This window comes from Polynucleobacter sp. 73C-SIWE (assembly GCF_018882465.1).
Classification (GTDB): Bacteria; Pseudomonadota; Gammaproteobacteria; order Burkholderiales; family Burkholderiaceae; genus Polynucleobacter.
This window is the reverse complement of sequence record NZ_JACVOK010000002.1, coordinates 225,084-246,752: the sequence shown is the minus strand read 5'-3', so window position 1 is coordinate 246,752 and position 21,669 is coordinate 225,084. Positions and strand designations below refer to the sequence as shown.

Genomic DNA, 21,669 nt, shown 5'->3' with positions numbered 1-21,669 from the left:
GATTCAATGAGCAGTCTTTTCGATAGCACTCCCCCGCCACCATTAGCGGAAGCCTTGCGCCCGAAAACCATTGAAGAAGTGATTGGACAAACCCATTTATTAGCAGCAGGTAAGCCACTCAATCTTGCTTTTGCCTCAGGCAAGCCGCACTCCATGATTTTGTGGGGCCCTCCGGGTGTTGGTAAAACGACCTTAGCACGCCTTTCTGCAAAAGCTTTTGATCGTGAATTCATTGCCATCTCTGCAGTATTGGCTGGGGTCAAAGAGATCCGCGAAGCGATTGAGCAAGCTCAACAAAACATGGCGCAATATGGCAAACAGACAATTTTGTTTGTCGATGAGATTCATCGTTTCAATAAGAGCCAGCAAGATGCCCTCCTACCTCACGTAGAGTCTGGCCTATTTACCTTTATTGGTGCGACTACAGAGAATCCCTCTTTTGAGGTGAACTCAGCACTGTTGTCTCGAGCGCAAGTCTATGTACTCAAGTCCTTAAATGCTGATGAGCTCAAGCAGCTATTTATTCGGGCACATCAGCATGCTATGCCAGATATCAAATTTGACGATAGCGCAATTGATACCCTGATCTCGAATGCTGATGGTGACGCACGTAGATTGTTAAATCTTGTAGAGCAAGTTCGCAATGCAGTGTTAACGCCCGGCTCACACATTGCTGTCGTTGACCAAGCCTTTATTGAAGATGCGCTTACCGTGCAGGCGCGCCGCTTTGACAAAGGCGGCGATCAGTTTTATGACCAAATTTCTGCATTGCATAAATCCGTGCGTGGGTCCAATCCCGATGCAGCCCTCTACTGGTTCTGCCGCATGCTCGATGGTGGAGTGGACCCACGTTACTTAGCACGCCGCATCATCCGCATGGCCTGGGAAGATATTGGCTTAGCCGATCCTCGGGCAATGCAATTAGCAAACGATGCCGCCCAAACCTTTGAGCGGTTAGGCTCGCCTGAAGGTGAACTCGCTTTGGGTCAAGCGGTAGTGTATCTAGCGGTAGCCTCAAAAAGTAATGCCAGTTACAACGCATTTAATGCTGCGCGTGCCTATGTTGCACAAGATCAGTCTAAGCCCGTACCGAATCATCTTCGCAATGCTCCAACTAAGCTCATGAAAGAACTTGGTCACGGCAAGGAATATCGCTACGCACATGATGAGCCACATGGCTACGCTGCCGGTGAATCCTATTTACCCGAAGGAATGCCAGAGCCCCACTGGTACGACCCAGTTGAGCGCGGTCTGGAGACACAAATTAAAGAGAAGATGGCTTTCTTACGCAAACTCGATGCAGAGCACAAGCAGAAATAGGAATGAGTCAATGAGCAAGAAAACTCCCGCCACCCTCTACTACGACATCATTTCGCCTTTTGCCTATCTGTATATCAAGCAAAGACAGCGCTTAGAGCATAAGCTCAACATTACACCAGTGCCCATCCTTTTAGGCGGACTCTTTCGAGCTACAGACAATAAAGGTCCTGGTGAAATTGCTGCAAAGCGTCCTCATACTTATCAGTTCTGTGTATGGCAAGCAGAAAAATTAGGTATTCCATTTCGGTTTCCTGAGCATCACCCTTTTATGACTGTTGCAGCCCAACGTCTGCTTGTTCAAGAAAAAGCCAATTGGACAATGGTTGAGCGCGCCTTTGATTATGTGTGGGTAGAAGGTAAAGATCCCAATCTTTCTTGGTCGGAGTTTTGTACTCATTTAGGGCTGCCAGCGGAGACTGTAAAACCAGAAAGTCCTGAGGTAAAAGCAGAGCTTATTGCCAATACTCATCAAGCCAAAGCAGATGGTGCCTTTGGTGTACCTGCCCTGATATTCAATCAACATTGCTTTTGGGGTGTCGATACCATCGATTGGGCACTAGATTACCTTGCTCGTCCCGGCATGTTTGAGGAAGCGTCCTATTCCTATGCTGGCAATGTTCCCAATGGGCTCACCTAATCCAGTTGCACAATACAATCTCTTGTATCAAATTCATTCAAGGAGTCTTTATGCGTAAGCTTTTTACCAGCCTCATTCTGGTTGCTACATGCTTTACCAGCCAAGCAGCTGTTGCAGGACCTAAAGTTGAATTTAAAACGACTATGGGAAATTTTGTAGTCGAACTTGATGATGTTAAGGCCCCTAAGACTACCGCCAACTTTTTGAACTATGTCAAAAGCGGTTTCTACAATGGCACCATTTTTCATCGTGTAATTGATGGTTTCATGATTCAAGGTGGAGGCTTTACTCCTGATTTGGTACAAAAACCAACCGATGCCCCAGTAGCATCTGAGGCCACTAATGGCCTAAAGAACAATGTGTACACCATCGCTATGGCTCGCACTTCTGATCCGGATTCTGCTACTGCTCAGTTCTTCATTAACGTCAAGGACAACCCTGCTTTGGATTACCCTAATGCGATGGGCAATGGTTACACCGTATTTGGCAAAGTCATTTCTGGAACTCAAACTATCGATGCAATACGTAAGGTGCCTACCATGGTTGCACCAGCGCCTCGCATGGGCAGAATGGCTGATGTTCCCTCCAAGACCGTGACTATTGAATCAGCCACTCTTCTGAAGTAACCAGAAGACACTAGGTTAGCCGCAATGATTTTGCTCGACGATGCGCAAAGTACAGCGGCTCAGCCATCGAGTCGCCATTATGAAAATCCGCTACAGTACTGGCGCGTTCTTTCAAGTGGAGACAATGCGCTTGATTTAGATGCAGCCCAGACTTGTTTAGCCCAGATTACAGAGTCTCTTGCTAGAGGCGAATTTGTTGTTGCTGCATTTGCGTATGAACTTGGTAGACCCATTCATCATCTTCCGCAAAGAGCACCTAGCTCAAGCCCTCATCCCCTCATCGAGGCTTGGTCATTCAAGAGTTTTGAAACACTATCTAAGAGCGAAGTAGATACTCTGATTGCCAATCGAATGGCAATGCTTGAAGATAGTGAGAAGTCTGCTGGTGTACTCGATGTTCGTGAGTCATTAAATGAAAAGCAGTTTGCTTCTGATATAGCCAATATTCAGGAATATATTCGTAGTGGTGATAGTTATCAAATTAATCATACTTACCGAATTTCTGGAAAGACGTATGGCTCACCCCTAGCCTTGTATGGCCGCTTACGAAAACGCCAGCCCGGCAGATTTGGTGCCTATATCTCACACACTGGTAATTACCTGCTATCGCAATCTCCAGAGCTCTTTATTGCTCGCGAAGGGGATACTCTAAAAGCCATGCCCATGAAAGGCACGGCTAGCGCTTTATCTGATGTCGCTAGCGCTTTATCTGAAGACCCCAAGAATCAAGCTGAGAACGTCATGATTGTCGATCTCTTGCGCAATGATCTCAGCCGCATCTCTTTGCCCGGCTCAGTAGTCGTGCCTCATTTATTCGAAGTCGCTAGGCACGGTGATGTATTGCAAATGACCTCCACCGTGCAAGGCCGAGCTAGACCTCATACCTCCCTCTTTGATATTTTGTATGCGGTATTTCCTTGTGGCTCTGTCACTGGTGCACCTAAAAAACGTAGCATGGAGATTATTCAAGAGCTAGAACAAGAAGATCGTGGCTATTACTGCGGTGCCTTAGGTTGGCTTGATCCCAGTGGAGACTTTGCTTTCAGCGTTCCCATTCGAACCATTGAGATTACAGAGGATGTGCAATCACATGCCTCCACTTTTACTTTGGGAGTCGGTGCTGGTATCACCAACGATTCAAATACACAGCAAGAATGGCAGGAATGTCGCATCAAATCTGATTTCTTGATGCATCTACCCTCCTCTACGGGTTTATTTGAAACGATTGCTATTGATCAAGGAATACCTCTGAAGCTTAAGATGCACTTAGATCGCATGCAATCCTCTGCTTTAGCTTTAAGAATTCCTTTTAATCGATCTGATGCTCAGTTCGTGGTTGAAAATGCTTGTTCATCACTCAGTCCGAAGACTTCTTGTAGGCTAAGACTTGATCTTGCCCCAGATGGTGAGCTGTCTACTTCTACCGGAGTGCTTGATACCTTAAGTGAGCCTGTCAAAATTTTCTGGGCCAAAGATATTCTTCCTGGCAATGTAGAAATGTTTTCTGGTAATGCCCTATTGCATCACAAAGTGACTCATCGCAGTCTTTATGATCTAGCCTGGCAGGCCGCTGTTCAATTGGGTGGCTTTGATGCTCTATTTACGAATGAACAAGGCTTTGTGACCGAGGGCGGAAGAACTAGCATTTTTGTTAAACCTCAAGGCAGCTCTGAATGGCTTACTCCACCAGTTTCAGCAGGTCTATTACCTGGCGTAATGCGGGCGAGCCTACTGGCCGATTCAAAGTTCAATGCCCGTGAAGCTAACCTGACTATTAATGATGTTTCAATGGCAGATGAGATTATGCTTAGTAATGCCCTGCGTGGCGCCATCAAAGCCCATTTTTAGAAAGTATTCATGAAGTATTGCCCTCACTGCGCTTCACTACTGACGATCAAGATTCCGGCAGATGATTCTCGTGAACGCTACGTTTGTGAGACATGCGGCAGTATTCATTATCAGAACCCACGCAATGTCGTCGGCAGTATTCCTATCTATCGTGAACAAGTCTTGCTATGTCGCCGCGCCATTGAACCGCGTCATGGTTACTGGACGCTACCCGCAGGCTTTATGGAGCTTGGTGAAAGCACTAGTCACGGTGCTGCCAGGGAAACACTTGAGGAAGCTGGTGCCCAAGTTGAAATAGGCCCACTCTACTCACTCTTAAATGTCCCTCATGCAGAACAAGTGCATTTATTCTATTTAGCAAAAATGCATTCCCCTGAATTTTCTGCAGGCGAAGAAAGTCTTGAAGTTGCCCTCTTTTATGAGCATGAAATTCCATGGGCGGAGCTTGCTTTCCCAACGGTAAAGCAAACACTGGAATGGTACTTTGCGGATCGTGCTGCCGGCCTTTTAGAATCAGGCAAAGAATTTCATGTCCGCAGCCGCGACGTTCTGCCATCTGAAAGAATCTAGTGGCTGATTTATGGGTCAAGGTATGAGTCAAATTACTTGGCTAGGCCCAAATGACTCCTTTCCAAATCCACTGATCCATCCGGATCCCGATCCTAGCGTTCCTGGGCTGATTGCAGTAAGCGAACGTATTTATCCTGGACAACTTTCTCAGGCATACCAACTCGGTATTTTTCCTTGGTACTCAGACAACCAACCAGTCTTGTGGTGGTCGCCAGATCCCCGCATGGTTCTGAAGCCTACAGAATTTAAATGTAGTGATTCTCTGAAAAAAAGCATTCGTCATTTTTGCCAAGATGCAAATTCAACCATTATGGTTGATGAAGATTTTGGCGCAGTGATCCGCGCCTGCGCGACGAGTGCTCGCAAAGATCAAGATGGTACTTGGATCACCCATGAAATCATGGATGCCTACACCGCATTACATGAACAAGGAAATGCCCACAGTATTGCCGTCACCGAACAAGACCAAATCATTGGTGGTCTTTACTGCGTATCGTTTGGCGGCATGGTTTTTGGTGAATCGATGTTTAGCCGTAAACCAGGGGCCTCTAAGATTGCCTTGGCAGCTCTGAGCGCCTGGTGTATCCAGAACGGGTTTGGGATGATTGATTGCCAGCAAGAGACCACTCACCTGCATTCTTTGGGCGCAGCCCCTATTTCGCGGGATGAGTTTTTAGAGCAACTGCAAATATCCTTAAACCAAACTAAGATTGAAATATCTTGGACTTTTGATAAATCAATTTTGACCCACTGGCTATGACAAGGCTAAAAGAACTTCCGCTCACTGCATTGCAGTTTTATGCCACGGCACCCTACCCTTGCTCGTATTTGCCAAATCGAATGGCGCGCTCCCAAGTTGCCACTCCCTCCCATTTAATTCATGCAGACATTTACAGCGAGCTGTTGAATGCGGGCTTTCGTCGTAGCGGTCTTTATACCTATCGTCCTTACTGCGATGAATGCAGAGCTTGTATTGCCACCCGCATCTTGGTAAATCAATTTACACCTTCTCGCAGCCAACGTCGCGCCTGGAAAAAACATATTGGTCTTGAAGTATCGGTGCTCAACTTAGGCTATCAAGACGAGCACTACCAGTTATATCAACGCTACCAAAATGAAAGACATGCTGGTGGAGATATGGATAGTGATGATCAAGATCAATACATGCAGTTCTTGTTACAGAGTCGTGTGAATTCACGCATTGTGGAATTTCGGGATGGCCCGCAGGATCCCCACCCTGGACGCCTGCGTATGGTCAGCATGATCGACATCCTAGATCAAGGCATTTCTTCGGTTTACACCTTCTTCGATACCTCCGTACATGCCTCTAGCTATGGCGGCTTCAGCATTCTTTGGCAAATTGAGCAGGCAAAAACACTGAGCCTGCCTTACCTCTATCTTGGCTACTACATTAGAGAGAGCGAAAAAATGTCCTACAAAGCCAAGTATCAGCCAATGGAAGGTTTGATTGATGATCACTGGCAGCCTTTGACTGGGTTAGCTGGGTCATAATATCTATCCATGACCGATCGTTATTCACTATTACGCCCCTGGCTCTTTTGTTTAGATCCCGAACAAGCACACAACCTCACACTCAGCAATTTAGATCGTGCTCAACGCTGGGGTTTACTCGAGCGTTTGGTTAGCAAACCGATTGCTGATCCTCATACACTTTGCGGCATTACCTTTCCGAACCCAGTAGGTTTGGCAGCTGGACTTGATAAAGATGGCAAGCATATTGATGCACTTGCTGCACTCGGATTTGGTTTTTTAGAAATCGGCACCGTAACGCCCCGCCCACAACCGGGCAATCCAAAGCCTCGGATGTTTAGGCTGACAGAAGCCCAGGCCATCATTAACCGCATGGGCTTTAACAATGATGGCGTTGATGCCTGTGTTGCTAGGGTACGTCGCTCCCAATTCTGGCAACAAGGTGGCGTTTTGGGAATGAATATTGGCAAGAATGCCAGCACACCCATTGAAGATGCAGCCAGCGATTACATTTTGGCAATGGAGGCTGTTTATGAAATTGCCTCTTACATCACAGTCAATATATCCTCCCCTAACACTCAGAACCTACGAGCTCTGCAAGGCGAAGACATGTTGCGCTCATTATTGGGCGATCTAGACGAGGCCAGAAAACGTTTGAGCGACCGCTATGGAGTTCGAAAACCGCTCTTCTTAAAAATTGCGCCTGACTTAGATACTGCCGATATTAATTTAATTGCAGACTTACTCATGGAATTTGGTATCGACGCAATCATTGCTACGAATACAACGATTGCTCGTGATGCCGTTCAAGGCATGCAGCATGGCGAAGAATCTGGTGGATTATCGGGCGCTCCAGTACGCGCTGCATCTACTCAGGTCATCAAAACACTGAAGGCAAGATTAGGCAATAATCTGCCCATCATTGGGGTTGGCGGCATTCTGTCAGGAGCCGATGCTAGAGAAAAAATGATGGCTGGCGCCAGTCTAGTGCAGATATACAGCGGGTTAATTTATCGCGGTCCAGACCTTGTTACTGAGTGCGCTAAAGCCCTGCGACAGCCCTAGAACTACCCCGAAAACCCGGGTTTTTCAACTCAGAGACCTTTAAAATAGCATTTCATAATATGCAATAGCATTTGGAATCGCTACAATAGAGCTCATGAGCACGAATAAGCCTGTCAAAAATGCTAAAAGTACCGGGGAAGTTGGTAAAACAGCTATCCAGGTGGTTGAGCGCATGATGAATCTGCTCGATGCCTTAGCCGAGCAAGAGGAGTCGAGCAGCCTCAAGAATTTAGCCGAGCAAACTAGCCTTCACCCCTCTACCGCTCACCGCATTCTGAATGACATGGTTGCCTGCCGCTTGGTTGAACGTGGCGATGGTGGCACTTATCGCCTTGGCTTAAAGCTCTTGGAGCTTGGCAATCTAGTCAAAGCACGACTCTCAGTTCGTGAAGCTGCACAAGTACCAATGCGCACCCTACATAAACTCACTGGCGAGACTGTGAACCTATCAGTGCGACAAGGTGATGAGATTGTTTACATTGATCGCGCGTATAGCGAGCGCTCTGGCATGCAAGTAGTTCGCGCCATTGGTGGTCGTGCCCCACTGCACCTGACTTCAGTTGGAAAATTATTTTTATCCAGTGATGATCCAAGCCAAGTGCGTGCCTATGTCACACGTACAGGACTATCTGGACATACTCGCAATAGCATTACCGACTTAGCTAAATTAGAGACTGCTCTTAATCAAGTTCGTAAAGAAGGCAATGCACGCGATGATGAAGAATTAGAGCTTGGGGTTAGCTGTTTAGCAGCGGCTATTTTGGATGACACTGGTAAATTAGTGGCTGGTTTATCGCTTAGCTCGCCAACAGATCGCATGCAAGCGGACTGGCTCAAAGCCTTACAGGATACTGCTCTCCAGATTTCTAAAGGAATGGGCTACAAGCCCAAAACAAGCGATCCAGGATCAACTACCTAGCTACATCAAGCGACGAATCGGTTGCGCTCCAGACGGCATCCGCTCATACCAATCACGCACTCGTACCGCATCAGCAAAACGGGATTGAGTTCCGACAGAATCTAAGAAGACTAACAATAACGGCGTATTGTTTACTCTAGCTTGCATTACCAGGCACTTACCTGCTGCATTAATAAAGCCAGTCTTTTGCAAGCCGATGTTCATATCGCCCGAACGTACTAAGCGATTGGTGTTTAAGAATTTCTGTGGTCGATTGGCAATCACCATGGTTAAATCTGGCCATATTGAAAACTCACGAATCATTTTGTACTGATAAGCAGCGCTCAGCATACGGGTAAGATCTTCAGCAGATGCAACATTCTCGCTCATGAGGCCTGTAGGGTCAGCAAAACGAGAATGATCCATACCTAACTCTCTAGCCTTGCGATTCATCGCATCGACAAATGCCGTAATGCCGCCGGGATAGTTTCTACCTAAGGTATATGCAGCACGGTTCTCAGAGGACATTAAGGAAAGTAGTAAAGCCTCTTCTCGTGTCATGACTGTGCCTCCAGCGAGGCGAGATTTAGCATAGCTACGCACATCATCTGAATTAATGACGATAGTCTCATCTAAAGGTAGCTTAGCATCCAAAACAACCATCGCAGTCATTAATTTTGTAATCGATGCAATTGGCAAACTCACAGAAGAGTTTTTTTCAAAATAGACTTCGTTAGTATCTTGATTAACAACCATTGCCACGCTGGACTTGAGACTTAAGTCATCATGCTGACCGCGTAGGCCAAGAGCCGTTGCAAATGATGGATGGGCCGGAGCAGCAGGCTCAGATGAACGAGTTACTGCAACCCGAACCGATTTTTGCTTTTTAGCAGCCTTAGTATTTTTTACTACTACTTTGGTAGTCTTGGTTTGTTTCTCTTTGTCCTTGTTAGCAGCGATTGCTGGCGCATTCATAGCAGCGCCACAGACAAATGCTGCCATCAAGATCAAAGCCCAAAATCGATTCAAATGCATCCCAAAATACCTTCGAAAACTTTCAACATACGGAATGATAATTAATTTCTCGTGTCAGCATGGATTTATTCGCCCCATATTGGACGATGAAGAAGACTCTATTCAGCAATAGTCGCTACCGTATTGACTTGGCGGGCATTTACGAGAACTACCCCCGTCATTGTCAAAGCAAGTCCAAGTGCCATCATGAGCGTAAATGGCTCATCAAACAAGAACCAGGCCATCAGTGCAGTGGTTGGAGGCGTGAGGTAGAGAAAGCTCGTTACCTTAGTCGCAGCACCCTTACGGATCATCATAAACAACAAGCTAATAGAGCCAATCGACAATGGGAATATTGCCCATAACAAGGCTCCAATTACGGATGCATTCCAGACCATCACACCCGTCTCAAAGAAATACATGCAGAAGAAACAAAGAACGGCAGAAACTCCAAACTGAATCGAAGACCCTGCCCTTAAATCAAATACTGGGCAATACTTTTTCTGATACAACGTTCCAAAAGTAATGGAGAGTAATGCGACAAAAGCCAATACATAGCTGGCTAAGGAAATGTGCGCAAAGCTAATCTTTGCCATGACTACCAACGCCACACCAGCAAAGCCGAAACCTAAGCCAATCCACTGACGCGGAGAAACTTGCTCTGATATCCACGCTGCAAACCAAGCGGTTAAAATAGGCTGCAAACCGACAATGATGGCCACCAGACCCGCCGTCATGCCCAGACGGACTGCAAACCAAACTCCTAATAAATATCCAAACTGGAGCAGCACCCCTGCTATTGCAATATGCTTTATTTGCGACCGGCTTGGCCATGTAATCCGCCACATCAAGCTTAAGGCTGCCATGGCCGCTAACACCCCCATGAAACGCCAGAATAAGAATGTCGCTGGCTCAACATAGGGCATAGCCAGTCTTGCAATCACAAAGCCTGTACTCCAAATCAGCACAAATATCGGTGCAATTGCGTTATCTAGGCTGAGCTTCATGGATCACTTTTGAGTTGAATCGTAGATTTTAGGCTTATTTGCCACCCCCTCCTAATAAGTGGAGAGCACTCTTAAGAAATGATTCTTCATGCTGCGATGCAATATTTATACAGTAAAATTCTGTAAGAGGGATTAAAGTAAGACTTAAGTGAAAAGAACTAATCAAGCGTGAACACACGCAAAAGGAATTGAAATGAACCTAACACCAGAACAATTAGCTGCAGCACAAAAAGCTAATTTAGAAACTTTGAGCAGCCTCACAAATCAAGCCCTCCAAAGTATTGAAAAATTAGTTGAGCTCAATATGCATATTGCAAAACAAAGTTTGAGTGATAGCATGACTAGCGCCAAGAAAGCGCTGGAAGTAAAAGATATTCAACAGCTCCTCGCCCATCAAGCTGAAGCAGTTCAGCCAATGGCCGAAAAGATCATGGCCTATAGTCGTCATTTATATGATTTGGCTCATGAAACCCAAAACAACTTCACCAAGTCTGCGGAAAAAGAATTTCAAGCAGGTCAACAAAAGATCAATGCTTTAGTTGAAGAGTGGACTAAAAATGCCCCAGTAGGTTCCGATGCTGCTGTGCAAGCAATGAAGCAAGCGATTGCCTCCGCTAACAATGTATATGAAACCAGCCAAAAAGCTGTGAAGCATGCGGTTAATGTTGCGCAGACCAATCTTAATAGCGCTACTGACACCGTCATGAAAGCTGCTGAGACTGCTAGCAAAGCAACCAAGAAGAAATAAAGCGTTACTCTAATGCAAAAGCCCCGATCACTCGGGGCTTTTGCATTTGTGGCTTACTTAAGCCTTCTTCTTTACTGGTGGCAAATCAGTGCAATGGCCATGTGCCGCTTCTGCAGCAAGACCAACAGACTCACCTAAGGTTGGATGCGGATGAATAGTCTTGCCGATATCAACAGCATCTGCGCCCATCTCAATCGCCAAGCAAACCTCACCTATTAAATCACCGGCATGCGTCCCAACAATACCGCCACCAATAATGCGATGAGTAGCTGCATCAAAGATCAGCTTTGTAAAACCTTCATCGCGACCATTAGCAATCGCTCGTCCACTAGCAGCCCATGGGAAAAGTCCTTTTTCATAAGCGATCCCTTGTGCTTTGCATTGCTCTTCTGTTAAACCAGCCCAAGCCACTTCTGGATCGGTATAGGCAACAGATGGAATTTGCTTCGCATCAAAGTAGGATTTTTCGCCGAATGCCGCCTCTGCAGCAACGTGACCTTCATGCACTGCCTTATGAGCCAACATGGGCTGACCAACCAGATCGCCAATAGCAAAGATGTTTTGCACATTGGTACGCATTTGTTTATCAACCGAAATAAAGCCACGCTCATCGACTTGAACACCCGCTTTACCGGCATCAATCTTCTTACCATTAGGAGTGCGGCCAACTGCAACCAAAACTAAGTCATAAGTCTGTGGTTCTGTAGGAGCATTCTCACCTTCGAAGCTCACTTGAATACCATCAGGCTTCACTTCAGCCTTAGAGGCTCGCGTCTTGAGCATGATTTTTTCAAAACGTCCGGCATTGAACTTCTCCCAGACCTTTTCGAGATCACGATCAGCTCCAGCCATGAGGCCATCCATCATCTCAGCAATATCAATGCGTGAGCCTAGCGTGCTGTAAACCGTCGCCATCTCCAAACCAATGATGCCGCCTCCGATAACAAGCATTCTCTTTGGAATACTCTTCAGCAGCAAGGCACCAGTACTATCCACAATCCGCGGATCTTCTGGCAAGAAAGGCAATTTCACTGGCTGACTTCCAGCCGCAATAATCGCTTTCTGAAAACGCACCACTTCTTTTTGACCAGTCAGGTCTTGTCCAGCGCCGCTAGTCATTTCAACTTCGACGTGATGAGCATCCAAGAAGCGGCCTAAGCCACGGACTGTTTTGACCTTGCGTGCTTTAGCCATACCAGCCAAACCACCAGTTAACTTCGCAATGACAGAGTCTTTATAGCCACGCAATTGATCGATCTCGATCTTTGGCGCGCCAAAGGTAATGCCATGCTTAGACATCGTCTTGACCTCATCCATGACAGACGTAGTGTGCAGCAATGCTTTCGATGGAATACAACCCACGTTTAAACACACGCCACCTAAAGTGGAGTAACGCTCAACGAGGATAGTATTCATACCCAAGTCAGCACTGCGGAAGGCAGCGCTATAGCCCCCAGGGCCGGCACCCAATACCAATACGTCGCACTCGTGATCTACTTTGCCGCTATATTGACCAGCTACTGGAGCTGGCGTCTTTGCTGCCGGCGCTGCCGGTACTGGAATAGCAGTTGGGGCTGGAGTTGCAGGCTGAGCTGCAGCACTTACTTCAATTTCAGCAATCGCAGAACCCTTGCTCACTTTGTCACCAAGCTTTACGGCAATACTAGTAATTGTTCCAGCGGCATCTGCCGGAACTTCCATAGTTGCCTTATCAGACTCAAGCACTAATAAAGGCTGCTCTTTTTCTACAACATCACCAACCTTCACTAACACTTCAATTACTGGCACATCGGAGTAATCGCCAATATCTGGCACGAGGATCATTTGCTTAGCCATAGATCCCCCCTTACAGCGTAGCGCGACGGAAGTCGGCTAGTAGTTGGGCAATGTACAAATTGAAACGGGTAGCCAATGCACCATCAATCACGCGGTGATCTGCCGAGAGAGATAATGGACAAATGAGTCGCGGCACAAATTGCTTGCCATCCCATACTGGTTTCATAGCAGCTTTACTTACCCCCAAGATTGCCACCTCTGGCGCATTCACGATTGGTGAGAAGTAAGTTCCACCAATACCGCCTAACGAAGAAATCGTGAAACTCGCACCCTGCATTTGGTCTGGCTTAAGTTTGCCATCACGCGCTAAGGCTGCTAACTCAGAGGTTTCTTGGGCAATTTCGAAGATACCCTTCTTATCCACATTCTTGATGACGGGCACCACTAAACCGGTTGGCGTATCTGCAGCAAAACCAATATTGAAGTATTTCTTCAGGATTAAATCGTCACCATCCAGTGAGCTATTAAATTCTGGATGCTTCTTCAAGGCCGCTACGGCAGCCTTCATTAAGAAAGCAAGCATCGTAATCTTGACGCCCTTCTTCTCATTGTCTTTATTGGTCTGTACACGGAATGCTTCTAAGTCAGTGATGTCTGCATCTTCGTGATACGTCACCGCTGGAATCATGACCCAGTTACGGCCAAGATTAGCTGCAGTCATTTTCTTAATACGATTCAATGGCTGACGCTCAATCTCACCAAACTTCGTGAAATCGACTTTTGGCCAAGGAATCAAATTGAGACCACCTAAGCTTCCACCACTAGATGCTGCTGCAGGACTACCAGCGCCACCACTCATGGCCGCTTTTACAAAAGCTTGTACGTCTTCTTGTGTAATGCGTCCCTTCAGGCCAGAGCCTTTGACCTGACCGATAGTGACACCCAGTTCACGCGCAAATTTACGCACCGATGGACTGGCATGACTTAATGTTGGGTCTACAGCAGGTGCAGCACTGGAAACTGGAGGAGGCGCTGGAGCACGCGCAATGGGAGGCTCTACTGCAGCTGGCTTTGCTACTGGCGCCGGCGCTGGTGCAGTTATCGGAGCCGCTACAGCTCCAGATGCTCCGCTTTCCAGAATCAATACAACTGACCCTTCAGATAGACTGTCTCCAACCTTCACTTTAACTTCCTTCACAACACCAGAGTGTGATGAAGGAACATCCATCGTGGCTTTGTCAGATTCAAGCACAACGATCGATTGCTCTTTCTCTACCTTATCACCAGCTTTGACCAAGACCTCGATGACCGGCACATCTTTATAGTCGCCAATATCGGGGACTTTAATTTCAATTGCTGCTCCGCCTGCATTTGAGGATGAAGTTGCGGCTGGACTAGCCTGAATAGGAGCGGAGGCTGGTGCAACTGCAGCAGCGCCCTCTTCCAAGGTAATCACTATTGAACCTTGAGAAAGGTTGTCACCAATCTTGACTTTAACTTCCCTCACAACACCAGAGTGGGATGAAGGAACGTCCATCGTGGCTTTGTCAGATTCCAGGACAACAATAGATTGCTCTTTCTCAATCTTGTCACCTGGCTTAACCAATACCTCAATGACTGGCACATCTTTATAGTCGCCGATGTCCGGAACTTTGATTTCAATAATTTGACTCATGAATTAATCTCGTTTAAACCGTCATCGGGTTTGGTTTAGTAGCATCGATGCCATATTTCTGAATGGCTTCAGCAAGTTTTTGACGATCCATTTGGCCAGCATCCACCAAAGATCTCAAAGCGGTCAACACCACCCAACGACGATCAACCTCAAAGAAGTCACGAAGATTTTCACGGGTATCAGAACGACCGAAACCATCTGTACCCAACACCTCATAACGACGACCCATGTGCTGGATCGCTGGACGAATCTGCTCTGCAAACAAACGAACATAATCCGTTGCTGCAACGATTGGGCCTGAAGTATCTTTTAAGCACTTCTCTACATGAGAAAGCGCTGGTGCTGCTGTTGGGCTCAATAGGTTGGCACGGTGAACTGAATTCCAATCACGCCCTAATTCAGTAAAGCTTGGGCAACCCCACAAATCAGAAGCAACGCCCCAGTCTTTTTGGAGCATTTCTGCTGCTTCAATCACTTCACGGAAGATGGTTCCAGAGCCGAGTAATTGCACACGCAACTTAGCATTACTGTCACCAACAGACTTGAGCTTATACATGCCTTTGATGATGTCATTTTCAGCGCCCTTCGGCATTGATGGATGAGCATAGTTTTCATTCATCAAAGTAACGTAGTAATACACGTCTTCCTGAACTTCTAACATACGGCGCATACCATCTTGAATCACAACTGCCAATTCAAATGAGAAGGTAGGGTCATAGCTGATGCAGTTCGGAATTGCTCCGCTCCATAGATGGCTATGACCATCTTCGTGTTGCAGACCCTCGCCGTTCAGGGTAGTTCTGCCTGCAGTGCCACCTAATAAGAAGCCGCGGCTACGCATATCCCCTGCTGCCCAGGCTAAGTCACCAATACGCTGGAAACCAAACATCGAGTAGAAGATGTAGAAAGGTAACATTGGTACGCCATGAGTAGAGTATGAAGTTGCGGCTGCAATCCAGTCGCACATCCCGCCCGCTTCATTGATACCCTCTTGCAAAATCTGACCAGTCTTGTCCTCTTTATAGAACATCAATTGATCATGATCTTCTGGGGTATAGAGCTGTCCTAGTTGATTCCAGATGCCCAACTGGCGGAACATGCCTTCCATACCAAAGGTACGGGACTCATCTGGAACAATAGGAACGACACGTTTACCTAAAACTTTATCGCGCACAACAGTATTTAGCATGCGCACAAATGCCATAGTTGTCGAAATCTCACGACCTTCTGCAGTTGCCTCAAGCAATGGAGCAAATACGTCTAGCGCAGGAACTGGCAAGCTTTCTGCTTTGGTACGACGCTGTGGCAAATAACCGCCCAACTCTTGGCGGCGCGCCTTCATGTATTCCAACTCAGGGCTACCTTCAGCAAACTTCACCAAAGGCATATCGTCTAGATCTTCATCTTTCACAGGAATCTCAAAACGATCACGGAAGCGACGCACGTCGTCGTCATTCATCTTTTTGGCTTGGTGAGCAATATTCATCGCCTCACCTGAACCACCCATGCCGTAACCTTTAATGGTATGAGCCAAGATTACCGTTGGTTGATTCTTGTGATTTACCGCCGCATGAAATGCTGCATAGACTTTATGAGGATCATGGCCGCCACGATTCAGTTGCCAAATCTCATCATCACTCCAGTCGCTTACTAAAGCCTTCAACTCTGGCGTGTTGAATACTGTCTCACGAACATAGCCGCCATTCTTAGACTTCATTGTCTGGTACTGGCCATCAACAATCTCGCCAAGGCGTTGCATCAAGATGCCTTTTTTGTCGCGAGCAAATAGCGCATCCCACTGACCACCCCAAACTACTTTGATCACATTCCAGCCCGCTCCACGGAACTCACTTTCAAGTTCTTGAATGATGCTGCCGTTACCGCGCACCGGTCCGTCTAGGCGCTGCAAGTTGCAGTTGACAACAAAAATTAAGTTGTCTAACTTTTCACGGCCAGCCATACCAATGGCGCCCAAAGATTCTGGCTCATCGGTTTCACCATCGCCTAAGAATGCCCAAACTTTACGTCCCTCATTCTTAATAAAGCCACGGTCTTGCATATAGCGCATGAAGCGCGCTTGATAAATTGCCATGATGGGGCCTAAGCCCATTGAGACCGTTGGGAACTGCCAGAAGTCTGGCATTAACCATGGATGTGGGTAACTAGAAATTCCTTTGCCGCCAACTTCTTGACGGAAATTGTTGAGTTGCTCATCTGAGAGACGACCCAACATATAGGCACGTGCATAAACTCCTGGAGCTGAATGTCCTTGTACAAAAATGAGATCGCCACCATGCTCAGCTGATGGTGCATGCCAAAAATGGTTGTAGCCTACGTCGTATAGAGTAGCTGCAGACTGGAAAGAAGAAATATGTCCGCCAACGTTAGTGTCTTTGTTGGCACGTAGAACCATTGCCATTGCATTCCAGCGAGTGTATGAGCGAATACGATGCTCAACATTCTGATCACCCGGTAAACGCGCTTGGCCTTCAACTGGAATCGTATTGATGTAAGGCGTCTCTGCGTGGAAAGGTTGAACAACCCCGTTCACACGCGCATGAGAAATTTGTTGATCTATTAGAAAAGCCGCGCGTTCCGGACCTTCGTTATGAATGACGCCATCAAGCGCCTGCAACCACTCTTGAGTCTCGCCCGGATCTACGTCCTGTGCATTCTGTTTACCCAACACCTGCTCTGGAACTGCGGCCATAACATGTCTCCATTTAATACGTCACAATGAGTTATTTACTTTATAGACAATATTTTAGGAAGGTGTGTGGGTGTAAACAAGCAATTTTCCACATAATGATAATATTTCTCGTAATGTGGTATTTTGTTGCGATGCAAATAAGATCTTGAATTTAATCAAGAAAAGCCATTTTCAGAAGCGCATTAAGGCAAAATAGGCCTCATTCATGAAATTTACGGCTTTTTTGAGCTTGCTCCTCAGTCCATTCAAATGGCTCCGCAAAATACGGGGCTTTAGGCTCGTATATACCCCTTTAATGGCTATTGTCATTTTTACGGCTGTCATGGGTGTCATTTTAGGGACGCTCCAACTGCAAGAAAAGAATCAGCAAGAGTCTGCACTTTTTAGAGAGCTCTCACTTGCTAAGCAGCGTATTCAATTGCGCTTTGCCAATAATCTGGATGCCTTGATCAGCATTAATCGGGAACTTGCTGCTAATGAAGATCAGGAGAGACTGAAAAGACTCGCTTACGAACAAGCTGACGATCTAGTTTTCAATAACCATGAGATTGTCAAAATTGTATGGATCAATGCGAAAAATCAGAGGCTATGGACGGCTCCACCAAGCAACAATAAAACGGATTGGATCGCTAGAACCCAGAATGACGATTTAGCCAACGAAGGCCTTGCTTCTGCAATCGAATTAAGTAGAAGCACCAGCAGAGCATCATTTAGCCAATTCATCAACTTAAATCTTCCGAGTAACGAGCCTCTAGCAAGAGAAAGAAAAACTGTATTTTGGCAAGTAGTCCCGAACATGGTCGGCGGCGAAGCTATTGGATTTTTAGCGGCTCTCTATACCGCTCAAGGTGTTTTAGATGTTGTCCCTGCAGAGCTTAAGGCCTATTACCGCTTCACTCTTTTAACTGATAACGAGAGAGTGCTCTCCATCTCCTCTGATCGAGATACTCCTAAGAGGGCATTTAGCAATCAAACCAGTTTGGATATTGGCGTCCTGAGTCCTAACCTCACTCTACGAATTGATACCTATCCACCGCCCACTAATCTCACATTCAGAATGTTGATTGGCGTAGTACTTGGCTTATGTGCCTTTGTGATTTGGAGCCTGTGGTCCGTCTTAAAGCAAATGCAAGTCCGTCAAGAAGCAGAAGCAAGCCTAAGAACCGAAACCAGCTTTCGTAATGCCATGGAAAACTCTACCCCAGTTGGCATACGCGCACACGACATGCAAAAGCGCATCACTTATGTCAACCGAGCCTTTTGCGAGATGACAGGCTGGTCAGCAAAAGAGCTGATTGGCCTCTCCCCGCCATTCCCCTTCTGGCCTGACTCTAGGCGTGATGAACTGGTTGAGAAGATGAATCGCGCCCTCAAATCTGAGGTGATCGCAAAAACAGGGATTGAGGGTGTGATTTTGCGCAGTGATGGCTCCTTGATCCAAACGCGTACTTTCATTGCCCCCTTAATTAATGAAAAGGGCAAGCAATCCGGTTGGGTCACCTCCTTAATTGATATTTCAGAGCCAAAAAAGATTCGCGAGGAGCTTGCCGCATCTCAAGAACGCTTTGTAACCGTGCTAGAGGGGTTGGATGCTGCCGTATCAGTGGTGGACTTGGAAAATGACCGGCTTTTATTTGCCAATCGCTTCTATAAAGAAAATTTTGGGGATGATTCCAAAGGCCATTTCAAATTAGTGGGCAGTGGCAATAATATTGAAACTCTGCACGATGTTGCTGAAGATTTACAAGATTCACCCCCGGGCATTCCAACCGCCTTCCTCTATCAAGAGTCAGAGTCAGAAGAAGTTCAATTTGATGACGGTAGCAATAAATGGTTTGAGGTACGTCGTCGCTTCATCCCCTGGGTAGACGGTCACTTAGCTCAACTCTTAATTGCTACTGACATCACGATGCGTAAAGAGGCAGATGATTTAGCGCGTCAGCAAGAAGAGCGCATGCAATTTACAAGTCGTCTTACCACTATGGGTGAAATGGCGTCCTCTCTCGCGCATGAATTAAATCAACCCCTGTCCGCAATATCCAATTACTGCATGGGTGTCGCTAAACGCTTAGAGGGCAATCTTGATCCATCTATGAGTAAAGATATTTTGCCTGCTCTAGAAAAAGCCTCTGATCAAGCGCACCGAGCTGGCACCATCATTCAGCGTATTCGTGGATTTGTGAAACGCAGCGAGCCTCAACGCAAGCATTCCAATATCTCTGAAATCATTAATGATGCGGTTGGTCTTGTGGAAATTGAGGCAAATCGTCATCGCTTGAGCATTACTTCTAATATTGCTAATAATTTGCCTGAGGTCTATGTAGACCCAGTTCTGATCTTGCAAGTTCTAGTCAATCTCTTAAAAAATGCCTTAGATAGTGTGCGGGAGGCCTACCCTCTCTCTTCCCGCTGGTCAGCCGCACCGGTCAATATCAGTGCTGACTTGGATACCAGCACCTTCCCAGCCATGATTCGCATTCAAGTCACAGATACTGGGGGTGGTATTGCCGAATCCGTCATGGAGCGCATGTTTGAACCATTTTTTAGCACCAAAACGGATGGAATGGGCATGGGGCTCAATATTTGCCGCTCCATTATCGAATCCCACCACGGGCGCCTTTGGGCATCCAATACCATGGACTCAGAACGGACCAAGCTGGCTGGCTGCACCTTTACAATACTGTTACCCCTAGAATCTCCTGATTCAAAGGAAAATGAATAGATATCCTATTTTTAGATTTACCTTGCGAGACCCAATATGAACTTAGTTGCTGCCAAACCAAACCAAGCTGAAGTTGTTTACGTCGTCGATGATGATGAGGCTGTGCGTGATTCACTCACCTGGCTTTTAGAGAGCAATGGTTATGTAGTGCGTTGTCATGCAAGCGCCGAGCGCTTCTTGCAATCTTTACAAAGCACAGATAAATCAACTATCTCTTGCGCTATTTTGGATGTGCGTATGCCTGGCATGTCAGGCCTCGAACTGCAAGAACGTTTAATTAGCGAAAACCTCCCAATGCCAGTTGCTTTCATTACTGGCCACGGTGATGTCTCGATGGCAGTCTCCACGATGAAACGTGGTGCCGTCGATTTCATTGAAAAACCATTTAAAGAAAACGATCTCTGCGGTCTAGTTGATCGCATGCTTGCTAAAGCAAGGGTAGATTACTCACAAGCGAGTCAACGCAAAATTACCCATAGTTTGCTCAGTAAGCTCACTGGTCGTGAGCGTCAAGTATTGGAGCGCATCGTTGCTGGCCGCTTAAACAAACAGATTGCAGATGATCTTGGTATCTCTATTAAGACTGTAGAAGCCCACCGGGCCAATATTATGGAGAAGCTCAACGTCAACACCGTTGCAGACCTGCTCCGCTTGGCTTTGTCTGATCCACAACCTAATTAATCCAATTAATACACTCGCAATGCCAGCACAATTACTAGACGGTAACGCCCTCTCTAAAAAACTACGCGCTGAAATAGCTGCTCGTGGTGCGATTGTTACCGCGAAAGGGGTTCGTCCTGGACTAGCAGTCATCGTCGTTGGTGAAAATCCTGCCAGCCAAGTGTATGTGCGCAATAAAGTAAAAGCATGTGAGGATGTTGGCTTTCATTCTGTTTTAGAACGCTACTCTGCAGAGTTAGGTGAAGAAGAATTACTGGCTCGGATTGCCACCCTCAATGCTGACCCATCGATTCATGGAATCTTGGTGCAATTACCTCTACCAGAGCATATTGCCGCTGAGCGTGTGCTTGAAGCGATTGCCCCTGAAAAAGATGTAGATGGTTTCCATGTAGCAAATGCTGGTGCCTTGATGGTCGGCCAACCAGAATTCAAGCCCTGCACTCCGTATGGCTGCATGAAGATTTTAGAAAGTATCGATTACCCCATTCGGGGTGCTCGTGCTGTCATTGTTGGCGCCTCTAATATTGTTGGCAAACCGATGGCGATGCTCCTTTTGCAAGCGGGAGCTACTGTTACTATCTGCAATAGTAAAACCCGTGATCTGGCTCATCACACCAAAGATGCGGATATCTTGGTGGTTGCCACTGGCAAACCTAAGATGATTTCGGGCGATATGGTGAAAAATGGTGCTGTTGTGATTGACGTAGGCATCAACCGCATGCCGGATGGCAAGCTCTGCGGGGATGTCGATTTTGATGCTGCTAAATATATCGCTGGCTGGATCACTCCTGTACCAGGTGGTGTTGGCCCTATGACCATCACCATGCTGCTCATGAATACTTTAGAAGCAGCAGAAAAAGCAGCCAAGCCTTAGATCCATT

18 protein-coding genes are annotated in these 21,669 nt (G+C 46.7%); 13 read left to right on the top strand and 5 right to left on the bottom strand.

All coding sequences use genetic code 11. The features are described from left to right. Nucleotides 1–6: 6 nt before the first annotated feature. From ICN17_RS07465 to ICN17_RS07425, 9 genes are all read left to right on the top strand, one after another. Nucleotides 7–1,320 carry a replication-associated recombination protein A gene (locus tag ICN17_RS07465; protein WP_216236890.1) on the top strand — a complete coding sequence of 438 codons (1,314 nt, stop codon included), beginning with the start codon at nucleotides 7–9 and terminating at the stop codon, nucleotides 1,318–1,320. Nucleotides 1,321–1,330: 10 nt separating this feature from the next. Continuing rightward, nucleotides 1,331–1,957, top strand: coding sequence for a 2-hydroxychromene-2-carboxylate isomerase (locus ICN17_RS07460; RefSeq protein ID WP_216236889.1), 627 nt, complete (start codon nucleotides 1,331–1,333; stop codon nucleotides 1,955–1,957). Between the two features lie 50 nt (nucleotides 1,958–2,007). Beyond that, on the top strand, nucleotides 2,008–2,583 hold the full coding sequence (locus ICN17_RS07455) for a peptidylprolyl isomerase (RefSeq protein WP_216236888.1): 576 nt from the start codon (nucleotides 2,008–2,010) through the stop codon (nucleotides 2,581–2,583). A gap of 24 nt (nucleotides 2,584–2,607) precedes the next feature. Next, on the top strand, nucleotides 2,608–4,431 hold the full coding sequence (locus tag ICN17_RS07450; RefSeq protein WP_216236887.1) for a bifunctional chorismate-binding protein/class IV aminotransferase: 1,824 nt from the start codon (nucleotides 2,608–2,610) through the stop codon (nucleotides 4,429–4,431). A gap of 9 nt (nucleotides 4,432–4,440) precedes the next feature. After that, nucleotides 4,441–5,001 carry an NUDIX hydrolase gene (locus ICN17_RS07445; RefSeq protein WP_216236886.1) on the top strand — a complete coding sequence of 187 codons (561 nt, stop codon included), beginning with the start codon at nucleotides 4,441–4,443 and terminating at the stop codon, nucleotides 4,999–5,001. Nucleotides 5,002–5,023: 22 nt separating this feature from the next. Beyond that, a complete protein-coding gene (gene aat / locus ICN17_RS07440; protein ID WP_216236885.1) occupies nucleotides 5,024–5,761 on the top strand; it encodes a leucyl/phenylalanyl-tRNA--protein transferase in 738 nt (245 codons plus the stop codon). Continuing rightward, a complete protein-coding gene (locus ICN17_RS07435; RefSeq protein WP_216236884.1) occupies nucleotides 5,758–6,513 on the top strand; it encodes an arginyltransferase in 756 nt (251 codons plus the stop codon). Before aat ends, ICN17_RS07435 begins: the two co-directional genes overlap by 4 nt. A 9-nt stretch (nucleotides 6,514–6,522) precedes the next feature. Further along, nucleotides 6,523–7,557, top strand: a complete 1,035-nt coding sequence (locus tag ICN17_RS07430; protein WP_216236883.1) for a quinone-dependent dihydroorotate dehydrogenase — start codon at nucleotides 6,523–6,525, stop codon at nucleotides 7,555–7,557. A gap of 94 nt (nucleotides 7,558–7,651) precedes the next feature. Beyond that, nucleotides 7,652–8,476, top strand: a complete 825-nt coding sequence (locus ICN17_RS07425; protein WP_216236882.1) for an IclR family transcriptional regulator — start codon at nucleotides 7,652–7,654, stop codon at nucleotides 8,474–8,476. On the opposite strand, the gene ICN17_RS07420 is transcribed toward ICN17_RS07425, so the two are convergent. Next, a complete protein-coding gene (locus tag ICN17_RS07420; RefSeq protein ID WP_216236881.1) occupies nucleotides 8,477–9,490 on the bottom strand; it encodes a serine hydrolase in 1,014 nt (337 codons plus the stop codon). A gap of 98 nt (nucleotides 9,491–9,588) precedes the next feature. After that, nucleotides 9,589–10,476, bottom strand: coding sequence for a DMT family transporter (locus ICN17_RS07415; protein WP_216236880.1), 888 nt, complete (start codon nucleotides 10,474–10,476; stop codon nucleotides 9,589–9,591). A gap of 193 nt (nucleotides 10,477–10,669) precedes the next feature. Between ICN17_RS07415 and ICN17_RS07410 the strand changes: the two genes are divergently transcribed. Beyond that, on the top strand, nucleotides 10,670–11,224 hold the full coding sequence (locus tag ICN17_RS07410; RefSeq protein WP_087909809.1) for a phasin family protein: 555 nt from the start codon (nucleotides 10,670–10,672) through the stop codon (nucleotides 11,222–11,224). Nucleotides 11,225–11,281: 57 nt separating this feature from the next. On the opposite strand, the gene lpdA is transcribed toward ICN17_RS07410, so the two are convergent. From lpdA to aceE, 3 genes are read right to left on the bottom strand one after another with little or no spacing between them, the layout of a single operon-like run. Continuing rightward, entirely contained in the window at nucleotides 11,282–13,060 is a 1,779-nt protein-coding gene (gene lpdA, locus ICN17_RS07405) for a dihydrolipoyl dehydrogenase (protein ID WP_216236879.1), read from the bottom strand. A gap of 10 nt (nucleotides 13,061–13,070) precedes the next feature. Beyond that, on the bottom strand, nucleotides 13,071–14,675 hold the full coding sequence (aceF, locus tag ICN17_RS07400) for a dihydrolipoyllysine-residue acetyltransferase (RefSeq protein ID WP_216236878.1): 1,605 nt from the start codon (nucleotides 14,673–14,675) through the stop codon (nucleotides 13,071–13,073). Between the two features lie 13 nt (nucleotides 14,676–14,688). Further along, on the bottom strand, nucleotides 14,689–17,385 hold the full coding sequence (gene aceE, locus ICN17_RS07395) for a pyruvate dehydrogenase (acetyl-transferring), homodimeric type (RefSeq protein WP_216236877.1): 2,697 nt from the start codon (nucleotides 17,383–17,385) through the stop codon (nucleotides 14,689–14,691). 295 nt (nucleotides 17,386–17,680) lie between these two features. On the opposite strand from aceE, the gene ICN17_RS07390 reads away from it, so the two are divergent. From ICN17_RS07390 to folD, 3 genes are read left to right on the top strand one after another with little or no spacing between them, the layout of a single operon-like run. Continuing rightward, entirely contained in the window at nucleotides 17,681–20,107 is a 2,427-nt protein-coding gene (locus ICN17_RS07390) for a PAS domain-containing sensor histidine kinase (protein ID WP_255538354.1), read from the top strand. Nucleotides 20,108–20,143: 36 nt separating this feature from the next. Further along, a complete protein-coding gene (locus ICN17_RS07385; protein ID WP_216236875.1) occupies nucleotides 20,144–20,788 on the top strand; it encodes a response regulator transcription factor in 645 nt (214 codons plus the stop codon). A 19-nt stretch (nucleotides 20,789–20,807) separates the two neighbouring features. Continuing rightward, a complete protein-coding gene (gene folD, locus ICN17_RS07380) occupies nucleotides 20,808–21,662 on the top strand; it encodes a bifunctional methylenetetrahydrofolate dehydrogenase/methenyltetrahydrofolate cyclohydrolase FolD (protein WP_216236874.1) in 855 nt (284 codons plus the stop codon). The last annotated feature ends 7 nt before the right edge of the window (nucleotides 21,663–21,669 follow it).